Below are 20,057 nucleotides of genomic sequence, written 5' to 3'. Positions count from 1 at the left end.
CACCGTCGGGCGGTCAGCCTGCCTCGTTCGCGAGCTCGTCGCGGATCTGCGCGGCCAGTTCGAACGAGCGCAGCCGCGCGGCGTGATCGTAGATCTGCGCGGTGATGATCAGCTCGTCGGCGCCCGTCTGCGCGATGCGCTCGCGCAGCTTGTCGCGCACCGTGTCGCGCGAGCCGACCGCCGCGAACGACAGCGAATGCGCGACGGTCGCGAGTTCGAGTTCGTTCGCCTCGAGCACGTCGACGGGCGGCGGCAGCTTGCCCGGCGTGCCGCGCCGCAGGTTGATGAACTGCTGCTGCAGCGACGTGAACAGGCGCCGTGCCTCGTCGTCGGTCTCGGCCGCGAACACGTTGACGCCCACCATCGCATGCGGCTTCGGCCACGCGGCCGACGGCCGGTACTGCGCGCGATAGATCTCGAGCGCGCGCATCAGGTAATCCGGCGCGAAGTGCGACGCGAACGCGAACGGCAGCCCGAGCATCGCCGCGAGCTGCGCGCTGAACAGGCTCGAACCGAGCAGCCACACCGGGACGTCGAGCCCCGCGCCGGGCACCGCCCGCACGCGCTGGCCGGGCACCGGCTCCGCGAAGTAGCGCTGCAGCTCCGCGACGTCGTCCGGAAACGAATCCGCGCTGCCGATCAGGTCGCGGCGCAGCGCGCGCGACGTGGTCTGGTCGGTGCCGGGCGCGCGGCCGAGGCCGAGGTCGATGCGCCCCGGATACAGCGACGCGAGCGTGCCGAACTGTTCGGCGATCACGAGCGGCGCATGGTTCGGCAGCATGATGCCGCCCGAGCCGACCCGGATCGTGCGCGTGGCGCCCGCGACGTGGCCGATCACGACGGCGGTGGCCGCGCTCGCGATGCCCGGCATGTTGTGATGCTCGGCCAGCCAGTAGCGCCGGTAGCCCCAGCGTTCCGCGTGCTGTGCGAGATCGACGGTGTTGCGGAACGCTTGCGAGGCGTCGGCGCCGGCCGGGATGGGGGCGAGATCGAGTACGGAAAACGGTGTCATCGGAAGACCTTCGAAACGGGTGGCGTGGTGATGCGCTGACGCAACAAACGCCTACGATTTTGCCAAAGGGTTCCGGAACGTGCTGGCGGCGCGCGCATACCCATGCGCCTTACAGGGACGCAGGGTTCCTTGCGATGATCGTTGCAAAAATCAATTCAATCGCCAATTAATGACCAAACTTTACGGCGATTGGAAATGAAACCGCATCGACATACAAATTTGCACGAAATGTCTGATTTTAAAGACTGCAATACGCCTGCAAAGTACTTACGCTAACGTGAACGTGGCCGGGCCGATCGGGCTCGTCGACCGCTCAGCTTTGCTGGAATCGCACTAGTCCGTTTCCCGGAACGCCGAGCGCCGGGCGCGCGCCGACTGTTAAAATCCGGCGCCTGCCCATCTTGTGCCGATGGAGCCATTCGAGTCTTCCCGCATGCCGTCCGGGCGCTGCGCGGGGATACGCCACGCGAAGCCGGGCATGGCCGCACCCGAACGACGGGTCGTGCCTCCCCCATTACAGACGCTGCAGGAACAAGGAGTCGGGTCGTGCCCGCGTTCGTCGTAGTCGGAATACCGCATCACGTTCAATCACGCTCGAGCGTTTGCCATGGCGCCCAGGTCGCCGGGAGGCGTCGCGCATGACGCCGATCGTCACGCTGCTCGACTGGCTCCTGATCGCGTTCACGCTCGCCGCGGCCGGCTATGCGCTCGTCGCGGCCTTCGCGCCGCGGCCGCGCACGCCGCGCACGGCGGTGCGCGACGGCTTCGAGCCGGTCAGCGTGCTGAAGCCGTTGTGCGGCGCGGAGCCGCACCTGTACGACAACCTCGCGACCTTCTGCACGCAGCGCCACCCTTGCTACGAGGTGCTGTTCGGCGTCGCATCGCCGGCCGATCCGGCCATCGCCGTCGTCGAGCGGCTGCGCGCCGCTCATCCGGCGTGCGACATCACGCTCGTGGTCGACGCGCGCGTGCACGGCAAGAACCTGAAGGTCAGCAACCTGATCAATCTCGCCGAGCGCGCGAAATACGGACGCATCGTGATCGCGGACAGCGACATCGCGGTGCAGCCCGACTATCTGGAGCGCGTGACGGCGCCGCTCGCCGACGCGTCGGTCGGGGTCGTCACGTGCCTGTATCATGCGCGCAGCGTCGGCGGCTTCTGGACGCGCATCGGCGCGCTGTTCGTCGACGCCTGGTTCGCGCCGTCGGTGCGCATCACGCACCTCGGCCGCTCGAGCCGCTTCGGCTTCGGCGCGACGCTCGCGCTCACGCGCGACACGCTCGAGCGGATCGGCGGCCTCTTCGCACTGAAGGACGAACTGGCGGACGATTTCTGGCTGGCCGAGCTGCCGCGTCGGCTCGGGCGGCGCACCGTGCTGTCCGAGGTCGAGGTCGCGACTGACGTGATCGAACCGTCGTTCGGGCCGCTGTGGCGCCGCGAGACGCGCTGGCTGCGCACGATCCGTTCGCTGAACCCGGCCGGCTTCGCGTTCCTGTTCATCACGTTTACCGCGCCGTGGCTCGCGATCGGCGCGGCGCTCGCGTGGCGCCTCGACGGCACCTTCGCCGGCACGCTGGCGGGCGGGGCGGCCGCGCTCGGCGCATTCGGGCGGCTCGTGCTGCACGCGCGCGGCGAGGACGGCTGGCGCGCGTTCTGGCGCGACCTGCCGCTCGTCCCGGTGCGCGACACGCTGCTCGCGCTGGAGTGGCTCGCGGCCGTGTTCGGCACCCATGTCGTGTGGCGCGGCGCGAGGATGACGGTCGTCGGCGGCGAACGCGCGACGGCGGCCGTGGAAGCAGTGGACGGCCGCTAGGGCTGGCGATCGGACCCGGCCCGCGGGCCGACACGCGTCGCACGGCGCAGCCGCGCGGCGCGACATGACGAAGAGGCGGGCGCCGGCATGGCGGCCCGCGGATTTTTTGACTGAATCGTTGTAACGAAACGAACTATGCAGGCTACCGGAGCATTCATGAAAACGCTGTTCTTGCAGGCCCCTTCGTATGACGGCTTCGACGGCGGAGCCGGCTCGCGCTATCAGGCGAAGCGCGAAATCCGTTCCTTCTGGTATCCGACCTGGCTCGCGCAGCCGGCCGCGCTCGTGCCGGGCAGCCGCGTCGTCGACGCGCCGGCCGACGGCCTGTCGGTCGAGGAAACGCTGAAGATCGCCAACGACTACGACCTCGTGATCATCCACACGAGCACGCCGTCGTTCCCGACCGACGCGATGTTCGCGCAGGATCTGAAGAAGATGAAGCCGTCGATGCTGGTCGGCATGGTGGGCGCGAAGGTGATGGTCGATCCGCACAACTCGCTCACGGCGAGCGACGCCATCGACTTCGTGTGCCGCGAGGAATTCGACTACACCTGCAAGGAGCTCGCCGAAGGCAAGCCGTTCGCCGAGATCAAGGGCTTGAGCTGGCGCGCGAAGGACGGCTCGATCGAGCACAACGAAGCGCGTCCGATCCTCGAGAACATGGACGAACTGCCGTTCGTCGCGCCCGTCTACAAGCGCGACCTGAAGATCGACAACTACTTCATCGGCTACCTGAACTATCCGTACGTGTCGATCTACACGGGCCGCGGCTGCAAGTCGCGCTGCACGTTCTGCCTGTGGCCGCAGACGGTCAGCGGGCATCGCTACCGCACGCGCTCGGTCGAGAACGTGCTCGCGGAAGCGAAGTGGATCCGCGACAACATGCCGGAAGTGAAGGAGCTGATGTTCGATGACGACACCTTCACCGACGATCTGCCGCGCGCCGAAGCCATCGCGATCGGCCTGGGCAAGCTCGGCATGACCTGGTCGTGCAACGCGAAGGCCAACGTGCCGTACAAGTCGCTGAAGATCATGAAGGAAAACGGCTTGCGCCTGCTGCTGGTCGGCTTCGAATCGGGCGACGACCAGATCCTCGTGAACATCAAGAAGGGCGTGCGCACCGATTTCGCGCGCCGCTTCAGCGCGGACTGCAAGAAGCTCGGCATCAAGATCCACGGCACCTTCATCCTCGGGCTGCCGGGCGAGACGAAGGAAACCATCAAGAAGACGATCGAGTACGCGAAGGAAATCAACCCGCACACGATCCAGGTGTCGCTCGCCGCACCGTATCCGGGCACGACGCTGTACAAGCAGGCCGTCGAAAACGGCTGGATGGAAGAGAACAAGACGATCAACCTCGTCAGCAAGGAGGGCGTGCAGCTCGCGGCGATCGGCTATGCGCACCTGTCGCGCGACGAGATCTATCACCACCTCGAACAGTTCTATCGCGAGTTCTACTTCCGTCCGTCGAAGATCTGGGAAATCGTGCGCGAGATGCTGACGAGCTGGGACATGATGAAGCGGCGCCTGCGCGAAGGCGTCGAGTTCTTCCGCTTCCTGCGCGCGCACGAGGCCTGATCCGTGGCGACGCAGCGGGCGGCGCGGGCGCTGATCTTCACCGCGGACGACTTCGGGCTGCACCCACGCGTCAACGCGGCGGTCGAGCGCGCGCACCGCGACGGCGTGCTGAACGCCGCGAGCCTGATGGTCGGCGCACCCGCCGCGCAGGATGCGATCGAGCGCGCGCGGCGGCTGCCGTCGCTCGCGGTCGGGCTGCATCTGGTGCTCGCGGACGGGCCGGCCACGCTGCCCGCGCATGAGATTCCCGCGCTCGTCGGGCCCGACGGGCGCTTCGGCGACGCGATGGCGAAGGACGGTTGTCGCTTCTTCTTCCTGCCGCACGTGCGCGCGCAACTGCGCCGGGAAATCCGTGCGCAGTTCGACGCGTTCGCGGCGAGCGGCCTGCCGCTCGACCACGTGAACGCGCACAAGCATTTCCACCTGCATCCGACCGTGCTGTCGATGATCGTCGAGATCGGCCGCGACTACGGGCTGCGCGCGGTACGGCTGCCGTACGAAACGAGCGCGCCCGCGCTGCTGAAGCCGTGGATCGCGCTGGTGCGCGCGCGGCTCGACCGCGCGGGGCTCGCGCACAACGACTACGTGGTCGGCATCGAGCATACGGGCGCGATGGACGAGGCCGTGCTGCTCGACGCGCTCGCGAAGCTGCCGCCGGGCGTCGGCGAGATCTACTGCCATCCGGCCGAAGCGGGCGATGGCCCGATCACGCCGACGATGGCCGGCTATCGCCCGGTCGACGAACTCGATGCGCTGCTGTCGCCGCGCGTCGCGGCCGCGCTGAAGGCGGCGGGCGTCGCGACCGGCGGCTTCGCCGACGTGTTCGGCGGGCCTGCGGCGCGGCGCGGCGCGCACGCGTCGCGCGCAGCGGGAGCGCAGCCGTCATGAGCAAGTGGATCAAGTGGCTCGGCTGGCCGATCGGCATCGGCATCCTGCTCGCGCTGGGGCTGCACGAAGGCGTCGATGACGTATCGCAGATGCTCGCGCGCGCCGGCTACGCGCTGCTGTGGCTCGTGCCGTTCCACGCGCTGCCGCTGTTGCTCGATGCGTACGCATGGCACCAACTGCTCGACCGGCGCGGCTCGCTGCCGTTCCTGTGGTGGATCGCGACCGTGCGCGAGGCGGTGAACCGGCTGCTGCCGGTGGTCGGCATCGGCGGCGAGATCGTCGGCATCCGGCTCGCGCGCTGGCAGGTGCCCGACGCGAGCCGCGTGACCGCGTCGGTGATCGTCGAGGTGCTCGTGACGATCGTCGTCCAGTATGCGTTCGCGGCGCTCGGCCTCGTGCTGCTGCTCTCGACGACCGACAACATGGGCGGCGGCACGATCGGCCTCGCGCTGCTGCTGACGCTGCCGTTGCCGGTGCTCGGCGTGGTGCTGATGCGGCGCGGCGGCATCTTCCATGCGATCGAGCGTTTCGCGGGCCGCCTGCTCGGCGATTCGCACCGGCTGCTGCAGGGCGTCGACGGCCGCCGGCTCGACGCCGACATCGATTCGCTGATGTCGCGCACGGGCCTGCTGTTCAGCGCGTTCTTCTGGCAACTGTCCGGCTACGTGCTCGGCGCGCTCGAGATCTATTGGGCGCTCGCGCTGCTCGGCCACCCGGTGTCGATCGGCGGCGCGATCGCGATCGAGGCGATGACGCAGGCCGTGCGTCATGCGGCGTTCATGGTGCCGGGCGGGCTCGGCGTGCAGGAGGCGACCGTCGTGCTGCTCGCGCAGATGTTCGGCGTCGACCGCGAGACGGCGCTGTCGCTCGCGGTGGTCAAGCGCGGCCGCGAGGTGCTGTTCGGCTGCCTCGCGCTCGGCTCGTGGCAGCTTGCCGAGCTGGTGCGCACGCGCCGCCGCCTGGGCGCGCCGCCGGCCGGGCCGCGCGCGGCGCCCCCGGCGAATCGGGCGCCCGAAACCCGGACCGAAACCGAAACGACGCATTGAACAGCGGACGGCCCGCGCGGCCCGTCTCGCGCTTTTGGCGTCGCGCGGGTATCCTTGCCGCGTGTTTTCTCCACGCGCCATTCTTCCGATGATTTTCCGTTTCCGGCTGCTTTCCGTGACGATGCTGGCCGCCGCGCTGGCGCTGACCGGTTGCGACGACCAGGGCCATCTCGACGTGCAACGTATCAGGGATTTCTTCAACGCGATCAAGCCCGCGCCGCTGCTGCTGAAGGGGCTGAAGGTCGGCGAATCGACCGAGGCCGACGTGCGCGGCACGATGGGCAAGCCCGAGACCGAGCGCACGTTCACCGACGGCTCGAAGCGTCTCGAATATCCGCGCGGCCCGATGGGCAACCAGACCTGGTTCGTCGATCTCGATGCGAACGGGCGCTACACGGGCGCGACGCAGGTACTGACCGCCGAGAATTTCGCGAAAGTGCGCCCGGGGATGGACGAGGAGGAGGTGCGGCGCCTGCTCGGCAAGCCCGGCGACATCGCGCAGTATCCGCTGAAGCCGGAGACGGTCTGGAGCTGGCGCTGGCTCGAGGACGGCGTCAACACCGACGCGTTCTTCAACGTTCATTTCGGCCCGGACGGGCTCGTCTACACGACTTCGCGCTCCGACATCCTGAAAGGGCGGTGACGCTCACGCGCGGCGCTTCTTCAGCCAGTCGCGCAGCGCGTCGCGGGCATGAGCAAGCGATTGTGTGGCGTGTGTCCCGACCTGCCCATTCGGCCCGATGGCCAGTCCGGCGCTATATCGAAAAAGCGACCGGAAAATTGCAAAAAAACCGCTTCCCGGCATGTCATCCGACTGTCAGGGAGCGGTTTTTTTCCTTTTGAAACAGCGACGTAGGTCGTGTGCAGAAATGGTGGGACGAATTGTTGCGACGCAGCAATCGCCCGCATGGTGATTTGAGGCAAATAATTTCGCTTGCGACTATCCGCGTCACTCCGGCGCGGGACAGGCATGCGCGTCGGCATTCATTCAACTCTGGAGACGCGCGTGTTCCTTTACGGCTTTGGTCCCGTCCTCTGGGCCGGCACCGTGCAGACCATCGAGCTGTCGGTGCTGTCGCTCGCCACCGCGGTGGCGCTGGGGCTGATCGGCGCGGTGGCGAAGCTGTCGCACAACCGGGTGCTGCGAGCGATCGCGACCGGTTATACGACGCTGATCCGCTCGGTGCCCGATCTTGTGCTGATGCTGCTGCTGTTCTACAGCATCCAGATCTGGCTGAACCAGTTCACCGACCTCGTCGGCTGGAACCAGATCGACATCGATCCGTTCGTGGCCGGCGTGCTGACGCTCGGCTTCATCTACGGCGCGTACTTCACCGAGACGTTTCGCGGCGCATTCCTGTCGGTGCCGCGCGGCCAGCTCGAAGCCGGTTCGGCTTACGGGATGAGCGGCGCGCGCGTGTTCGCGCGGATCATGTTTCCGCAGATGATGCGCTTTGCGCTGCCGGGCATCGGCAACAACTGGCAGGTGCTCGTGAAGGCGACCGCGCTGGTGTCGATCATCGGTCTCGCGGACGTCGTGAAGGCCGCGCAGGACGCCGGCAAGAGCACGTTCAACATGTTCTTCTTCATCCTCGTCGCGGCGCTGATCTACCTTGCGATCACGACCGTTTCCAACCTCGTGCTGATCCAGCTCGAGAAGCGTTATTCCATGGGCGTGCGGCACGCAGAACTATGATCGAGATCCTTCAGGAATTCGGCAAGGCGTTCCTTTTCTGGGACGGCCAGCGCCTGTCCGGCCTCGCGGTCACGCTGTGGCTGCTCGTCGCATCGATTTCGCTCGGCTTCGTGTGCGCGGTGCCGCTCGCGGTCGCGCGCGTGTCGAGGAACAAGTGGGTGTCGACGCCCGTGCGGTTCTACACGTACGTGTTCCGCGGCACGCCGCTCTACGTGCAGTTGCTGCTGATGTACACGGGCATGTACAGCCTCGAGTTCGTGCGCTCGCACTCGCTGCTCGATGCGTTTTTCCGCAGCGGTTTCAACTGCGCGATCCTCGCGTTCGCGCTGAACACCTGCGCGTACACCACCGAGATCTTCGCCGGAGCGATCCGTGCGATTCCGCATGGAGAGGTCGAGGCGGCGCGCGCGTACGGGATGTCGCCGTTCACGATGTACCGCCGCGTGATCCTGCCGTCGGCGCTGCGCCGTGCGCTGCCGCTGTACAGCAACGAGGTGATCCTGATGCTGCACGCGACGACCGTCGCGTTCACGGCGACCGTGCCGGACATCCTGAAGGTCGCGCGCGACGCCAATTCCGCGACCTACATGGCGTTCCAGTCGTTCGGGATCGCCGCGCTGATCTATCTTGCGGTATCGTTCGCACTCGTCGCGGCGTTTCGCCGCGCGGAGCGCCACTGGCTCGCGTATCTCGCGGCCGCCCGTCATTGAATTACTTCGAGGAGAGCCAGTTGGCCGAGATCACTCAAACGAGCGCGTCCGCTTCCGTCAAGCTTGCCGCGGTCGATATCCACAAGCGCTATGGCGACAACGAGGTGCTCAAGGGCGTGTCGCTGAACGCGAAGGCCGGCGACGTCATCAGCATCATCGGCGCGAGCGGCTCGGGCAAGAGCACGTTCCTGCGCTGCATCAATTTCCTCGAGCGGCCGAATGCGGGGCAGATCGTCGTCGACGGCGAGGCCGTGCGCACGAAGACCGACCGCGCCGGCGCGCTCGAAGTCGCCGATCACAAGCAGTTGCAGCGCATCCGCACGAAGCTTGCGATGGTGTTCCAGCACTTCAACCTGTGGGCGCACATGAACGTGCTGGAGAACGTGATGGAGGCGCCCGTGCACGTGCTCGGCATTTCGAAGAAGGAGGCCGAGGAGCGTGCGCGCGAGTATCTGGAGAAGGTCGGTTTGCCGCCGCGCGTCGAGAAGCAGTATCCGTCGCATTTGTCGGGCGGCCAGCAGCAGCGCGTGGCGATCGCGCGGGCGCTGGCGATGCATCCTGACGTGATGCTGTTCGACGAGCCGACTTCCGCGCTCGATCCGGAGCTGGTGGGCGAAGTGCTGAAGGTGATGCAGAAGCTGGCCGAGGAAGGCCGCACGATGATCGTCGTCACGCACGAGATGGGATTCGCGCGCAACGTGTCGAACCACGTGATGTTCCTGCATCAGGGGCGGACCGAGGAAGAGGGCGATCCGAAGGAGGTGCTGGTGCGTCCGCAGAGCGAGCGGCTCAAGCAGTTCCTGTCGGGCAGCCTCAAGTAACGCGACAGGGCGGGTTTCAACGTGGTACCGGTGTCTCGTCCCGCAGGCGCCACCCGCACGACGCAGGTGGCGATCGTTGCATTGCCGCCCGTGTCGATGTCGGGCGTGGGGCCGATCGTCGATGCGCTGAATCTCGCGAACGAGATCGACGGGCGGCTTTTGTACCGTTGGCAGGTGTGTTCGTGGGATGGGCGGCCGGTGCCGCTCGCGGGCGGCGCGCAGTGGCATGCCGATGCGGCGTTCAACGATGCGATCGCGTGCGACTGGTTGATCGTCGTGTCGGAGCGGTTTCAGCAGTTTGCCGATTACCGGTTGTTTCTCGCGAGTCTCGCGCGGGTCGGGCAGCGCACCCCCGTTGTGACCGGCATTCATCACGGCGTGTGGTGGCTGGCGATGGCGGGGCAGCTTTCCGGGTATCGCGTGAGCGTGAATTGGGAGACGTATCAGCAGTTCGCCGAGCAGTTCGAGCGGTCGATCGTCACGCAGCAGATCTTCGAGATCGATCGCGATCGGGCGACCTGTGCCGGTGGGCAGGCGACCGTCGATTTCATGCTGGCCATGATCGGCCGCGAACATGGGGCGGACCTCGCGGAGCGGATTGCCGATGCGCTTGGGGCCGGCACGCTGCGCAGCGGTGAGGAACGGCAGCGGATTCCTTTTGTTACCGCGCCCGGTGAGCGACATCCTCGGTTGAATGATGCTTTGCTGTTGATGGAAGCCAATATCGAAGATCCGTTGACGACCGCTGAGATCGCCGGGCTCGTCGGCGTTTCGCGCCGGCAACTGGAGCGGCTCTTTCGGCAGTATCTCGGGGCGATGCCCTCGAAGTATTACCTCAATCTTCGGCTGCTCAAGGCTCGGACGCAGTTGCAGCGGACCAGCAAGTCGGTCGTTCAGGTTTCTCTCGCTTGTGGGTTCTCTTCTGCCGCGCACTTCTCTAATGCTTACCGCGAAAGGTTCGGGGTTACGCCTCGGGAAGACCGGCGAGCGTGGCTCGAGAAGCAGACTGGCGGCGGCAGTGAACCTCGTGGAGGGGCGCTCGTCGAGCGCGAGAAGGGGTGATGTTCGGGGTGGTGAGCGGTCGTGCGGTTTGCTCTCTCGTGAAGTACCTGTGATCGTGTCGGTCTATTAGCGTCGCCCCTGCGCGGGGCAGCGGTCACTTTTCTTTGTCTTGCCAAAGAAAAGTAACCAAAAGAAAGGCGCCCGAAAACGCATGACCTCCCGGTGCCATGGCACTCAGAGTGGATCGCACAAAAGTGTCCGCGCCAGCCACGAACCCAGAGTGGTTCGAGCAATGGTTCTGACACCACTCGCTACCCCACGGAGCGGTATACCGCCCGCTAGCTCCGTCCTCGCTTCGCTCGGCCGACAGGTACTTCAAGGGCGCGGTTGCATTCACGCTTCTCTGCACGACTACCCGCCGCCAGGCACTTTTTTCGCGGCATTGGTAGCCCAATCTCTTGAAGATGTTCTCGCGACCGCGATGTGTTTGCGGCCCCAATTTTCTCGCGGCGGAGCGGCAAATTCCTGCATTTCGGAAGTTGTCTTTCGTCCAGGGGCGAGCGATGGCAGCTGGCTGGGGATGGATGGACCTGTCGGCCGAGCGAAGCGAGGACGGAGCTAGCGGACGGTATACCGCTCCGTGGGGTGGCCAGTGGTGTCAGAACCCTTGCTCGAACCACTCTGGGGTCCTGACTGGCGCGGACACTTTTGTGCGGACCACTCTGGGGCGCCATGGCACCGGTAAGTCATGCGTTATCTGAGCGCCTTTCTTTTGGTTACTTTTCTTTGGCAAGACAAAGAAAAGTGACCGCTGCCCCGCGGAGGGGCGACGCTAATAGACCGACACGATCACAGGAATTTCACGACCCCGGAAGCGCCCCCGAGACAGCGAGAAAAAGCCGCAAAATACCGACCCACATCAACCAACCGACCTGCCCGGAAGGGCAAAACCCAAACCTTCCGATAGAACCCGTCGCAATTGCGCAAGACGCTTGCGTCACCCTTACCTAAACTTGATCCTGTTGAACCCTCTTACGAAACCGAAAGGAACGACCATGACGACCTCGACCGTGACCCGCCAGACATTCGACGAAGTGATGGTGCCGGTATTCTCTCCCGCGCCGTTCGTGCCGGACCGTGCAGAGGGCTCGCGCGTATGGGACACGGCCGGCCGTGAATACATCGACTTCGCCTGCGGCATCGCGGTCACGTCACTCGGCCACGGCCACCCGGAACTGCTGAAGGTGCTGGACGAACAAGGCCGCAAGCTCTGGCACATCGGCAACGGCTACACGAACGAACCGGTCCTGCGCCTCGCGAAGCGCCTCGAATCGCTGACCTTCGCCGACCGCGCATTCTTCGCGAACTCGGGCGCGGAAGCGAACGAAGCCGCGCTGAAACTCGCGCGCCGCGTCGCCTTCGACCGCCACGGCGCCGACAAGGTCGAAATCGTGTCGTTCGTGCAGTCGTTCCACGGCCGCACGTTCTTCACGGTCAGCGTCGGCGGCCAGCCGAAATACTCGGAAGGCTTCGGCCCCGTGCCGGAAGGCATCAAGCACCTGCCGTTCAACGACATCGAAGCCGCGAAGGCCGCGATCGGCCCGAAAACCTGCGCGGTGATCGTCGAGCCGGTGCAGGGCGAAGGCGGCGTGATTCCCGCCGATCCGGCGTTCCTCAAGGCACTGCGCGAAGCGTGCGACGCGAACGACGCCCTGCTGATCTTCGACGAAGTGCAAACGGGCGTCGGCCGCACGGGCCAGTTCTACGCCTACATGGACACGGGCGTCACGCCCGACATCCTGACGACCGCGAAAGCGCTCGGCAACGGCTTCCCGATCGGCGCGATGCTGACGACGAACGAACTGGCCGCGCACTTCAAGGTCGGCGTGCACGGCACGACGTACGGCGGCAACCCGCTCGCATCGGCGATCGCCGACAAGGTCGTCGAACTGATCGGCGACCCGGCCCTGCTCGAAGGCGTGCGCGAACGCAGCGTGCGCCTGAAGGGCGCGCTCGAACGCATCAACGCGCGCTTCGGCATCTTCAAGGACATCCGCGGCAAGGGCCTCCTGGTCGGCGCCGAACTCACCGCCGCATTCGACGGCCGCGCGAAGGACTTCGTCACCGCCGCCGCCGAGCAAGGCCTGATCATGCTCATCGCCGGCCCGAACGTGCTGCGCTTCGTGCCGTCGCTCGTGATCCCGTTCGACCTGCTCGACGAAGGCGTGAAGCGCTTCGAGAAGGCAGTCGAGCAGGTGGTCGCGGCCCAGGAAGCCACCGCGCGCTGATCGGCGCTCCCATCGCAGACAGGAACGACGATGCTATTTGTTCGCCCCGGCAAACTCACGGATCTCGATGCGCTCGCGCACATGGCGCGCACCGCGCAGCCGGTCCTGCACTCGCTGCCGCACGACCGCGCGGCGCTCGAAGCGCGTGTGGCGCTCTCGGAAGATTCGTTTCGCGCGGACGTCGACTTCGCCGGCGAGGAGTTCTACCTCTTCGTACTCGAGGATTCGTCGACCGGCAAGCTGCTCGGCACGGCGAGCATCGTGGCCGCGGCCGGCTACTCGGAACCGTTCTACGCGTTCCGCAACGACGCGCTGATCCACGCGTCGCGCGAGCTGCACGTGAACCGCAAGATCCATGCGCTCACGATGTCGCACGAGTTGACCGGCAAGAGCCGGCTCGCGGGCTTCTACGTCGATCCGTCGCTGCGCGGCGACGCGGCCGCGCACCTGATCTCGCGCGCCCGGATGATGTACATCGCCGCGAACCGCCGCCGCTTCACGCCCGAAGTATTCACGCTGCTGCTCGGCGTGAGCGACGGCAACGGCGCATCGCCGTTCTGGGAAGCGGTGGGCCGCAAGTTCTTCGGCCGCGATTTCACCGACGTCGACATCGCCTCGGGCGGCCGCAGCCGCACGTTCATCGCCGAAGTGATGCCGGCCTATCCGCTCTACGTGCCGCTGCTGCCGGAAGCCGCACAGCGCGTGCTCGGCGAGCCGAACGAAACGGCGCTGCTCGCATACGACATCCATCTGGAGGAAGGCTTCGAGCCCGACCGCTTCGTCGACATCTTCGACGCGGGCCCGGTATTGACCGCGCAGGTCGATCGCACCGCGTGCGTGAAGCACGGCGCGGAGCGCGTCGTGCGCGAGGCCGCGCATCAGCAGGGCGACGTCGCGTACCTGGTGTCGACGGGCAGCGGCGAATCGTTCCGCTGCGTGCTGGCCGACCTGCCGGGCGAGACGGCCGACGCGCGGGGCGCCGAGGCGCCGCTGGCCGGCGACGTGCGCGCGGCGCTCGACGTGAAGGAAGGCGATGTCGTGCGCTGCGTGCCGCTGCATCGCCGCGACGATGAAGAATCGAAGGGAGACGCAGCATGATCGTCGTTCGTGTCGTACAAACGGGCGACGTCGACGCGCTCGTGTCGCTCGCGCAGGAAACCGGGCCGGGCCTGACCACGTTCAAGCCCGACCGCGACGCGCTCGCCGCGCGCATCGAACGCTCGCGCCGCACGCTGGAGGGCAAGGCGGCGCCGGGCGAAGCCGGCTACTTCTTCGTGATGGAAGATTCGAAGACGGGCGACATCGCGGGCGTGTGCGGGATCGAGACGCAGGTCGGCCTCGAGCAGCCGTTCTACAACTACCGCGTGAGCACGGTCGTGCACGCGAGCCAGGAGCTCGGCGTGTGGACGCGGATGTCCGCGCTGAACATCTCGCACGATCTGACGGGCTACGCGGAAGTGTGCTCGCTGTTCCTGAGCCCGCGCTACCGCACGGGCGGCGTCGGCGGCCTGCTGTCGCGCTCGCGCTTCATGTTCATCGCGCAGTTCCGCGACCGCTTTCCGGAGCGCATCTGCGCGGAACTGCGCGGCCACTTCGACGAGGACGGCACGTCGCCGTTCTGGCGTGCGGTCGGTTCGCACTTCTACCAGATCGATTTCAACGCGGCCGATTACCTCAGCTCGCACGGCCGCAAGTCGTTCCTCGCGGAACTGATGCCGCGCTACCCGGTGTACGTCGACCTGCTGCCGCAGGACGCGCAGGACGCGGTCGGCCTCACGCACCGCGACACGCTGCCGGCCCGCAAGATGCTCGAGGCCGAAGGGCTGCGTTACCAGAATCACGTCGACATCTTCGACGCGGGCCCGGTGCTCGAATGCCACGTCAACGACCTGCGCACGGTGCGCGAGAGCGTCGTCGTGCCGGTCGCGATCGGCGTGCCGGACGCAACCGACAACGTACCGAAGTCGCTCGTGTCGAACACGTCGCTCGACGATTTCCGCGTCGGCGTCGCGCCGGGCGTGGTCGCGAACGGTTCGTTCGTGCTGTCGGCCGACGATGCCGCCGCGCTCGACGTGAAGGCCGGCGATCCGGTCCGCGTGCTGCCGCTCAAAGTCAAACAGGGATAAACGAATCATGACGGAACTCTTCATCGACGGCGCCTGGGTCGCAGGCTCGGGCCCCGTCTTCGCTTCGCGCAACCCGGGCACCGACGCGATCGCATGGCAGGGCGAAAGCGCGTCGGCGGCCGACGTCGACCGTGCGGTGGCGAGCGCGCGCCGCGCGTTCGTCGGCTGGTCGGCGCTCGACTTCGACGCGCGCTGCGACATCGTCAAGCGTTTCGCCGCGCTGCTCACCGAGCGCAAGGAAGCGATCGCGACCGCGATCGGCCGCGAAACCGGCAAGCCGCTGTGGGAAGCGCGCACCGAAGTCGCGTCGATGGCCGCGAAGGTCGCCATCTCGATCCAGGCCTACCAGGAACGCACCGGCGAGAAGCGCCAGGACATGGCCGACGGCGTCGCGGTGCTGCGTCATCGCCCGCACGGCGTCGTCGCGGTGTTCGGCCCGTACAACTTCCCCGGCCACTTGCCGAACGGTCATATCGTGCCGGCGCTGATCGCCGGCAACACGGTCGTGTTCAAGCCGTCCGAACTCGCACCGGGCGTCGCGCGCGCGACGGTCGAGGTGTGGCGCGAAGCCGGGCTGCCGGCCGGCGTGCTGAACCTCGTGCAGGGCGAGAAGGACACCGGCATCGCGCTCGCGAACCATCGGCAGATCGACGGGCTGTTCTTCACCGGCAGCTCGGATACCGGCACGCTGCTGCACAGGCAGTTCGGCGGCCGGCCGGAAATCGTGCTCGCGCTCGAGATGGGCGGCAACAATCCCCTCGTGATCGGCGAGGTCGAGGACATCGACGCGGCCGTGCATCACACGATCCAGTCGGCGTTCCTGTCGGCCGGCCAGCGCTGCACGTGCGCGCGCCGCATCTTCGTGCCGCAGGGCGCGTTCGGCGACCGCTTCCTCGCACGCTTCGCCGACGTCACGTCGAAGATCACCGCCGACGTGTTCGATGCCGATCCGCAGCCGTTCATGGGCGCGGTGATCTCGGCACGCGCGGCCGCGAAGCTGGTCGACGCGCAGGCGCGCCTGGTCGAGCAGGGCGCGAAGCCGATCATCGCGATGGCGCAGCGCGATCCGCGCCTCGGCTTCGTGAATGCGGCGATCGTCGACGTGACGGGCGTCGCGAACCTGCCCGACGAAGAGCACTTCGGCCCGCTCGCGCAGATCGTCCGCTACGCGACGTTCGACGAAGCGATCGAGCGCGCGAACGACACGGCGTTCGGCCTGTCCGCCGGGCTGCTCGCCGACGACGCGAAGGCCTGGGAGCACTTCCGCCGCACGATCCGCGCCGGCATCGTCAACTGGAACCGCCCGACCAACGGCGCATCGTCGGCCGCACCGTTCGGCGGCACGGGCCGCTCGGGCAACCATCGCCCGAGCGCGTACTACGCGGCCGACTATTGCGCGTATCCGATGGCGTCGGTGGAAAGCACGCAACTGACCTTGCCCGCGAGCCTGTCGCCGGGCCTGCATTTCTGATCGAGGGAGCGACGATGAACGCACAAGAAGCCAATTTCGACGGACTCGTCGGCCCGACCCACAACTACGCCGGGCTGTCGTTCGGCAACGTGGCGTCGCTGAACAACGAGAAGTCGGCCGCGAACCCGAAGGCGGCCGCGAAGCAGGGGCTGCGCAAGATGAAGCAGCTCGCGGATCTCGGCTTCGCGCAAGGCGTGCTGCCGCCGCAGGAGCGGCCGTCGCTGCGCCTGTTGCGCGAGCTCGGCTTCTCGGGCAAGGACGCGGACGTGATCGCGAAGGCCGCGAAGCAGGCGCCCGAACTGCTCGCCGCGGCGAGCTCGGCGTCGGCGATGTGGACCGCGAACGCGGCCACCGTCAGCCCGTCGGCCGATACGAACGACGGCCGCGTGCACTTCACGCCGGCGAACCTGTGCAGCAAGCTGCATCGCGCGATCGAGCATGAGGCCACGCGCCGCACGCTGTCGACGCTGTTCGCCGACCCCGCGCACTTCGCGGTGCATGAAGCGCTGACGGGCACGCCGGCGCTCGGCGACGAAGGCGCGGCGAACCATACGCGCTTCTGCGCCGAGTACGGCAAGCCGGGCGTCGAATTCTTCGTGTACGGCCGCGCGGAATACCGTCGCGGGCCGGAGCCGAAGCGTTTCCCGGCGCGCCAGACGTTCGAGGCGAGCCGCGCGGTCGCGCATCGCCACGGGCTCGCGGAGGAAGCGACGGTCTACGCGCAGCAGGATCCGGACGTGATCGACGCGGGCGTGTTCCACAACGACGTGATCTCGGTCGGCAACCGCGACACGCTGTTCACGCACGAACGCGCGTTCGTCAACAAGCAGGCGATCTACGACACGCTGACCGCCGCGCTCGACGCGCGCGGCGCGCGCCTGAACGTGATCGAGGTGCCGGATGCGGCCGTGAGCGTGAACGATGCCGTCACGTCCTACCTGTTCAACAGCCAGTTGCTGTCGCGCGCGGACGGCTCGCAGGTGCTCGTCGTGCCGCAGGAATGCCGTGAGAACGCGAAGGTCGCCGCCTACCTCGACCATCTCGCGGCCGGCAACGGCCCGATCCGCGACGTGCTCGTGTTCGACCTGCGCGAAAGCATGAAGAACGGCGGCGGCCCCGCTTGCCTGCGCCTGCGCGTCGTGCTGAACGAAGCGGAGCGCGCGGCCGTCACGTCGAACGTGTGGATCAACGACACGCTGTTCGCGTCGCTCGACGCGTGGATCGACAAGCACTATCGCGATCGCCTCGCACCGGAAGACCTCGCCGATCCGGCGCTGCTCGACGAATCGCGCACGGCGCTCGACGAGCTCACGCAGATCCTGCGCGTCGGTTCGCTGTATGACTTCCAGCGCTGAGGCACGGATGCCGGCCGCCGCGCTGCTCGACGATTTTCTCGCGTTCACGCTGGCGGGCGATGCGCCGGCCGAAACGCACGGCGCCTGCGCGGGCGCCGCGGTGCGCTGGCAATGGCTCGGCGACGGGCTGATCGCGTTCGAGCCTGCCGCCGCTGACGCCGCGGCGCGCGCGAGCGTGCTCGTGTCGGCCGGCGTGCACGGCGACGAGACCGCGCCGATCGAGCTGCTGTCGATGCTCGTGCGCGATCTCGCGTCGGGCGCGCTGCCGCTCGCGTGCCGGCTGCTCGTCGTGCTCGGCAACGTGCCGGCGATGCGCGCGGGCGAACGCTATCTCGACGACGACCTGAACCGCCTGTTCGGCGGCCGTCACGCGCAGGTGCCCGCGAGCCGCGAAGCGCCGCGCGCCGCGCGGCTCGAAGCGGCGGCATCCGCCTTCTTCGCGGCGGCGCCGGCGGGCAGCGCGCGCTGGCACATCGACATGCATACGGCGATCCGTGCGTCGGTATTCGAGCAGTTCGCGCTGCTGCCGCACACGGGCACGCCGCCCACGCGCGCGATGGTCGAATGGCTCGGCGATGCGCGCATCGCGGCCGTGCTGCTGCACACTGCGAAGGGCAACACGTATTCGCATTTCACGGCCGAGCAGTGCGGTGCGCTCGCGTGCACGCTGGAGCTCGGCAAGGTGCGACCGTTCGGCCAGAACGACCTCGCGCGTTTCGCGCCGGCCGATCGTGCGGTGCGCAAGCTCGTGTCGGGCGAGCGGCGTGAAGACGCGGCCGAGGGCGGCCGTCCGCCGCTGCCGCGCGTGTTCACCGTGATCGACCAGATCACGAAGCAGAGCGACGCGCTCGAGCTGTTCGTCGCGGCCGACGTCGCGAACTTCACCGCATTCGCACGCGGCACCGTGCTCGCACGGGACGGCGACTACCGCTACACGGTGACGCACGACGAGGAACGGATCGTGTTTCCGAACCCGACCGTGAAGCCCGGGCTGCGCGCGGGCCTGCTCGTGATCGACACGACGCGCGAGACGCTGGCCGCACTCGTCTGATCGATGCGCGATCGTGCGGGCCGCGGCGACGCGCGGCGCGCATCGTCCCGCGGCCCCTTCATTTTGGCGATGACGCCCGCCCGCTGCGCAGACGGCGCGTGCGTCGCGCTTGCTTGTTTGCGACACCGTCTTGCAAGTTCGGCGGGTCGCGTGGCGGCCGCCGGGCACGCGGCGCAGCATCGCGCGCCGACGCCCGCTCCGCCATGCCGGGCCGCGCGGATTGGTACAATCGCGGCCTTGCGGCTGTTGCGCCGCATCACGGCGCGGCGTCGGCATTGCCGGTGTCATCCGACCCTGCAATGATGGATGCGCCCGTCGTTTCGGAACATTCGAGTATCGAGGAGAACACCTGATGAAGTTGGATTGGCGTAAAGTGGCCGCGCATGCGGTGGTGGCGGCATCGGCGGTGGCGGCAGGCAGCGCGCTTGCCGCGGATCTGAAGGAGATCCGGTTCGGCGTCGAGGCCTCGTACGCCCCGTTCGAATACAAGACGCCCGACGGCAAGCTGACCGGCTTCGACATCGACATCGGCAACGCGGTGTGCGCGAAGCTGAAGACGAAGTGCGTGTGGGTCGAGAACGACTTCGACGGCCTGATCCCGGCGCTGCAGGCGCGCAAGTTCGACGCGATCAACTCGGACATGACGATCACCGACCAGCGCAAGCACGCGATCGCGTTCACCGATCCGATCTACACGATTCCGAACCAGCTGATCGCGAAGCAGGGCAGCGGCCTGCTGCCGACCCCGCAAGCGCTGAAGGGCAAGCGCGTCGGCGTGCTGCAGGGCACGATCCAGGAAGCGTACGCGAAGAAGAAGTGGGCGCCGGCCGGCGTTGAAGTCGTGCCGTACCAGACGCAGGATCTGGCCTATGCCGACCTGAAGTCGGGCCGTCTCGACGCGACCTTCCAGGATTCGGAAGCCGGCTCGAAGGGCTTCCTGACGAAGCCGCAAGGCCAGGGCTTCGGGTTCGCGGGCGGCACGGTCAGCGACGCCGAGATCCTCGGCTCGGGCGTCGGCTTCGGCCTGCGCAAGAACGACGCGGCGCTGAAGACCGCGCTCGATCAGGCGCTGAAGGAACTGAAGGCCGACGGTACGATCGACAACCTCGCGAAGAAGTACTTCAGCGTGCCCGTCACGCTCAAGTAAGCGTTTCGTACGCGCGCGATGTAAAAAACCGGCCGCCGATGCGGCCGGTTTG

The 20,057-nt window shown here is 67.2% G+C and carries 17 protein-coding genes; 16 read left to right on the top strand and 1 reads right to left on the bottom strand.

From position 1 onward, the window contains the following. Positions 1 to 13: 13 nt before the first annotated feature. Positions 14 to 1,012 carry an LLM class flavin-dependent oxidoreductase gene (locus tag LGN10_RS04385; protein WP_059573969.1) on the bottom strand — a complete coding sequence of 333 codons (999 nt, stop codon included), beginning with the start codon at positions 1,010 to 1,012 and terminating at the stop codon, positions 14 to 16. 638 nt (positions 1,013 to 1,650) lie between these two features. On the opposite strand from LGN10_RS04385, the gene hpnI reads away from it, so the two are divergent. The 16 genes from hpnI to LGN10_RS04305 all read left to right on the top strand — a co-directional run bounded on the left by hpnI (position 1,651) and on the right by LGN10_RS04305 (position 20,005). Further along, positions 1,651 to 2,826, top strand: a complete 1,176-nt coding sequence (gene hpnI, locus LGN10_RS04380; protein WP_226221966.1) for a bacteriohopanetetrol glucosamine biosynthesis glycosyltransferase HpnI — start codon at positions 1,651 to 1,653, stop codon at positions 2,824 to 2,826. Positions 2,827 to 2,961: 135 nt separating this feature from the next. Beyond that, positions 2,962 to 4,404 carry a hopanoid biosynthesis associated radical SAM protein HpnJ gene (gene hpnJ / locus LGN10_RS04375; RefSeq protein WP_306532324.1) on the top strand — a complete coding sequence of 481 codons (1,443 nt, stop codon included), beginning with the start codon at positions 2,962 to 2,964 and terminating at the stop codon, positions 4,402 to 4,404. A gap of 3 nt (positions 4,405 to 4,407) precedes the next feature. After that, entirely contained in the window at positions 4,408 to 5,292 is an 885-nt protein-coding gene (gene hpnK, locus LGN10_RS04370; RefSeq protein ID WP_060965776.1) for a hopanoid biosynthesis-associated protein HpnK, read from the top strand. Next, positions 5,289 to 6,338 carry an HpnL family protein gene (locus LGN10_RS04365; RefSeq protein ID WP_226221964.1) on the top strand — a complete coding sequence of 350 codons (1,050 nt, stop codon included), beginning with the start codon at positions 5,289 to 5,291 and terminating at the stop codon, positions 6,336 to 6,338. Before hpnK ends, LGN10_RS04365 begins: the two co-directional genes overlap by 4 nt. 88 nt (positions 6,339 to 6,426) lie before the next feature. Beyond that, positions 6,427 to 6,981, top strand: coding sequence for a hypothetical protein (locus LGN10_RS04360; RefSeq protein ID WP_060965778.1), 555 nt, complete (start codon positions 6,427 to 6,429; stop codon positions 6,979 to 6,981). A 363-nt stretch (positions 6,982 to 7,344) separates the two neighbouring features. Further along, positions 7,345 to 8,034: an ABC transporter permease gene (locus LGN10_RS04355; RefSeq protein ID WP_012328180.1), complete on the top strand. Its 690-nt coding sequence runs from the start codon at positions 7,345 to 7,347 to the stop codon at positions 8,032 to 8,034. Beyond that, on the top strand, positions 8,031 to 8,744 hold the full coding sequence (locus LGN10_RS04350; protein WP_059573964.1) for an ABC transporter permease: 714 nt from the start codon (positions 8,031 to 8,033) through the stop codon (positions 8,742 to 8,744). Before LGN10_RS04355 ends, LGN10_RS04350 begins: the two co-directional genes overlap by 4 nt. A gap of 20 nt (positions 8,745 to 8,764) precedes the next feature. After that, positions 8,765 to 9,565, top strand: coding sequence for an ABC transporter ATP-binding protein (locus LGN10_RS04345; protein WP_006488736.1), 801 nt, complete (start codon positions 8,765 to 8,767; stop codon positions 9,563 to 9,565). Between the two features lie 21 nt (positions 9,566 to 9,586). Then, positions 9,587 to 10,627, top strand: coding sequence for a GlxA family transcriptional regulator (locus LGN10_RS04340; protein ID WP_226221962.1), 1,041 nt, complete (start codon positions 9,587 to 9,589; stop codon positions 10,625 to 10,627). Between the two features lie 995 nt (positions 10,628 to 11,622). Further along, the gene (locus tag LGN10_RS04335; protein ID WP_059573962.1) at positions 11,623 to 12,855 is read left to right on the top strand and encodes an aspartate aminotransferase family protein; all 1,233 of its coding nucleotides are present in this window, start codon (positions 11,623 to 11,625) and stop codon (positions 12,853 to 12,855) included. A gap of 30 nt (positions 12,856 to 12,885) precedes the next feature. Continuing rightward, the gene (gene aruF, locus LGN10_RS04330) at positions 12,886 to 13,953 is read left to right on the top strand and encodes an arginine/ornithine succinyltransferase subunit alpha (RefSeq protein WP_059573961.1); all 1,068 of its coding nucleotides are present in this window, start codon (positions 12,886 to 12,888) and stop codon (positions 13,951 to 13,953) included. Beyond that, entirely contained in the window at positions 13,950 to 14,981 is a 1,032-nt protein-coding gene (gene astA, locus LGN10_RS04325) for an arginine N-succinyltransferase (protein ID WP_059644024.1), read from the top strand. The genes aruF and astA overlap by 4 nt, the downstream gene beginning before the upstream one ends. Before the next feature lie 7 nt (positions 14,982 to 14,988). After that, complete coding sequence (gene astD, locus LGN10_RS04320) at positions 14,989 to 16,452, top strand: succinylglutamate-semialdehyde dehydrogenase (RefSeq protein WP_226221960.1); 1,464 nt, start codon at positions 14,989 to 14,991, stop codon at positions 16,450 to 16,452. Between the two features lie 14 nt (positions 16,453 to 16,466). After that, positions 16,467 to 17,807 (top strand): N-succinylarginine dihydrolase, encoded by a 1,341-nt coding sequence (gene astB, locus LGN10_RS04315; protein WP_059573958.1) that lies wholly within the window; start codon positions 16,467 to 16,469, stop codon positions 17,805 to 17,807. Between the two features lie 7 nt (positions 17,808 to 17,814). Next, positions 17,815 to 18,858 (top strand): succinylglutamate desuccinylase, encoded by a 1,044-nt coding sequence (gene astE, locus LGN10_RS04310; protein WP_226222066.1) that lies wholly within the window; start codon positions 17,815 to 17,817, stop codon positions 18,856 to 18,858. A gap of 352 nt (positions 18,859 to 19,210) precedes the next feature. Then, entirely contained in the window at positions 19,211 to 20,005 is a 795-nt protein-coding gene (locus LGN10_RS04305; protein ID WP_059644035.1) for an ABC transporter substrate-binding protein, read from the top strand. The last annotated feature ends 52 nt before the right edge of the window (positions 20,006 to 20,057 follow it).

Source organism: Burkholderia sp. AU32262, assembly GCF_020419985.1.
GTDB lineage: Bacteria > Pseudomonadota > Gammaproteobacteria > Burkholderiales > Burkholderiaceae > Burkholderia > Burkholderia semiarida.
Note: the sequence above shows the minus strand (reverse complement) of the source record. Positions and strands in the feature narration are given on the sequence as shown.

What these genes read in the sequence shown, in the direction of transcription:
- LGN10_RS04385 (WP_059573969.1), bottom strand. Translation starts at nt 1,012, where the DNA reads ATGACACCGTTTTCCGTACTCGATCTCGCCCCCATCCCGGCCGGCGCC.
- hpnI (WP_226221966.1), top strand. Translation starts at nt 1,651, where the DNA reads ATGACGCCGATCGTCACGCTGCTCGACTGGCTCCTGATCGCGTTCACG.
- hpnJ (WP_306532324.1), top strand. Translation starts at nt 2,962, where the DNA reads ATGCAGGCTACCGGAGCATTCATGAAAACGCTGTTCTTGCAGGCCCCT.
- LGN10_RS04365 (WP_226221964.1), top strand. Translation starts at nt 5,289, where the DNA reads ATGAGCAAGTGGATCAAGTGGCTCGGCTGGCCGATCGGCATCGGCATC.
- LGN10_RS04360 (WP_060965778.1), top strand. Translation starts at nt 6,427, where the DNA reads ATGATTTTCCGTTTCCGGCTGCTTTCCGTGACGATGCTGGCCGCCGCG.
- LGN10_RS04350 (WP_059573964.1), top strand. Translation starts at nt 8,031, where the DNA reads ATGATCGAGATCCTTCAGGAATTCGGCAAGGCGTTCCTTTTCTGGGAC.
- LGN10_RS04335 (WP_059573962.1), top strand. Translation starts at nt 11,623, where the DNA reads ATGACGACCTCGACCGTGACCCGCCAGACATTCGACGAAGTGATGGTG.
- aruF (WP_059573961.1), top strand. Translation starts at nt 12,886, where the DNA reads ATGCTATTTGTTCGCCCCGGCAAACTCACGGATCTCGATGCGCTCGCG.
- astA (WP_059644024.1), top strand. Translation starts at nt 13,950, where the DNA reads ATGATCGTCGTTCGTGTCGTACAAACGGGCGACGTCGACGCGCTCGTG.
- astD (WP_226221960.1), top strand. Translation starts at nt 14,989, where the DNA reads ATGACGGAACTCTTCATCGACGGCGCCTGGGTCGCAGGCTCGGGCCCC.
- astB (WP_059573958.1), top strand. Translation starts at nt 16,467, where the DNA reads ATGAACGCACAAGAAGCCAATTTCGACGGACTCGTCGGCCCGACCCAC.
- astE (WP_226222066.1), top strand. Translation starts at nt 17,815, where the DNA reads ATGCCGGCCGCCGCGCTGCTCGACGATTTTCTCGCGTTCACGCTGGCG.
- LGN10_RS04305 (WP_059644035.1), top strand. Translation starts at nt 19,211, where the DNA reads ATGAAGTTGGATTGGCGTAAAGTGGCCGCGCATGCGGTGGTGGCGGCA.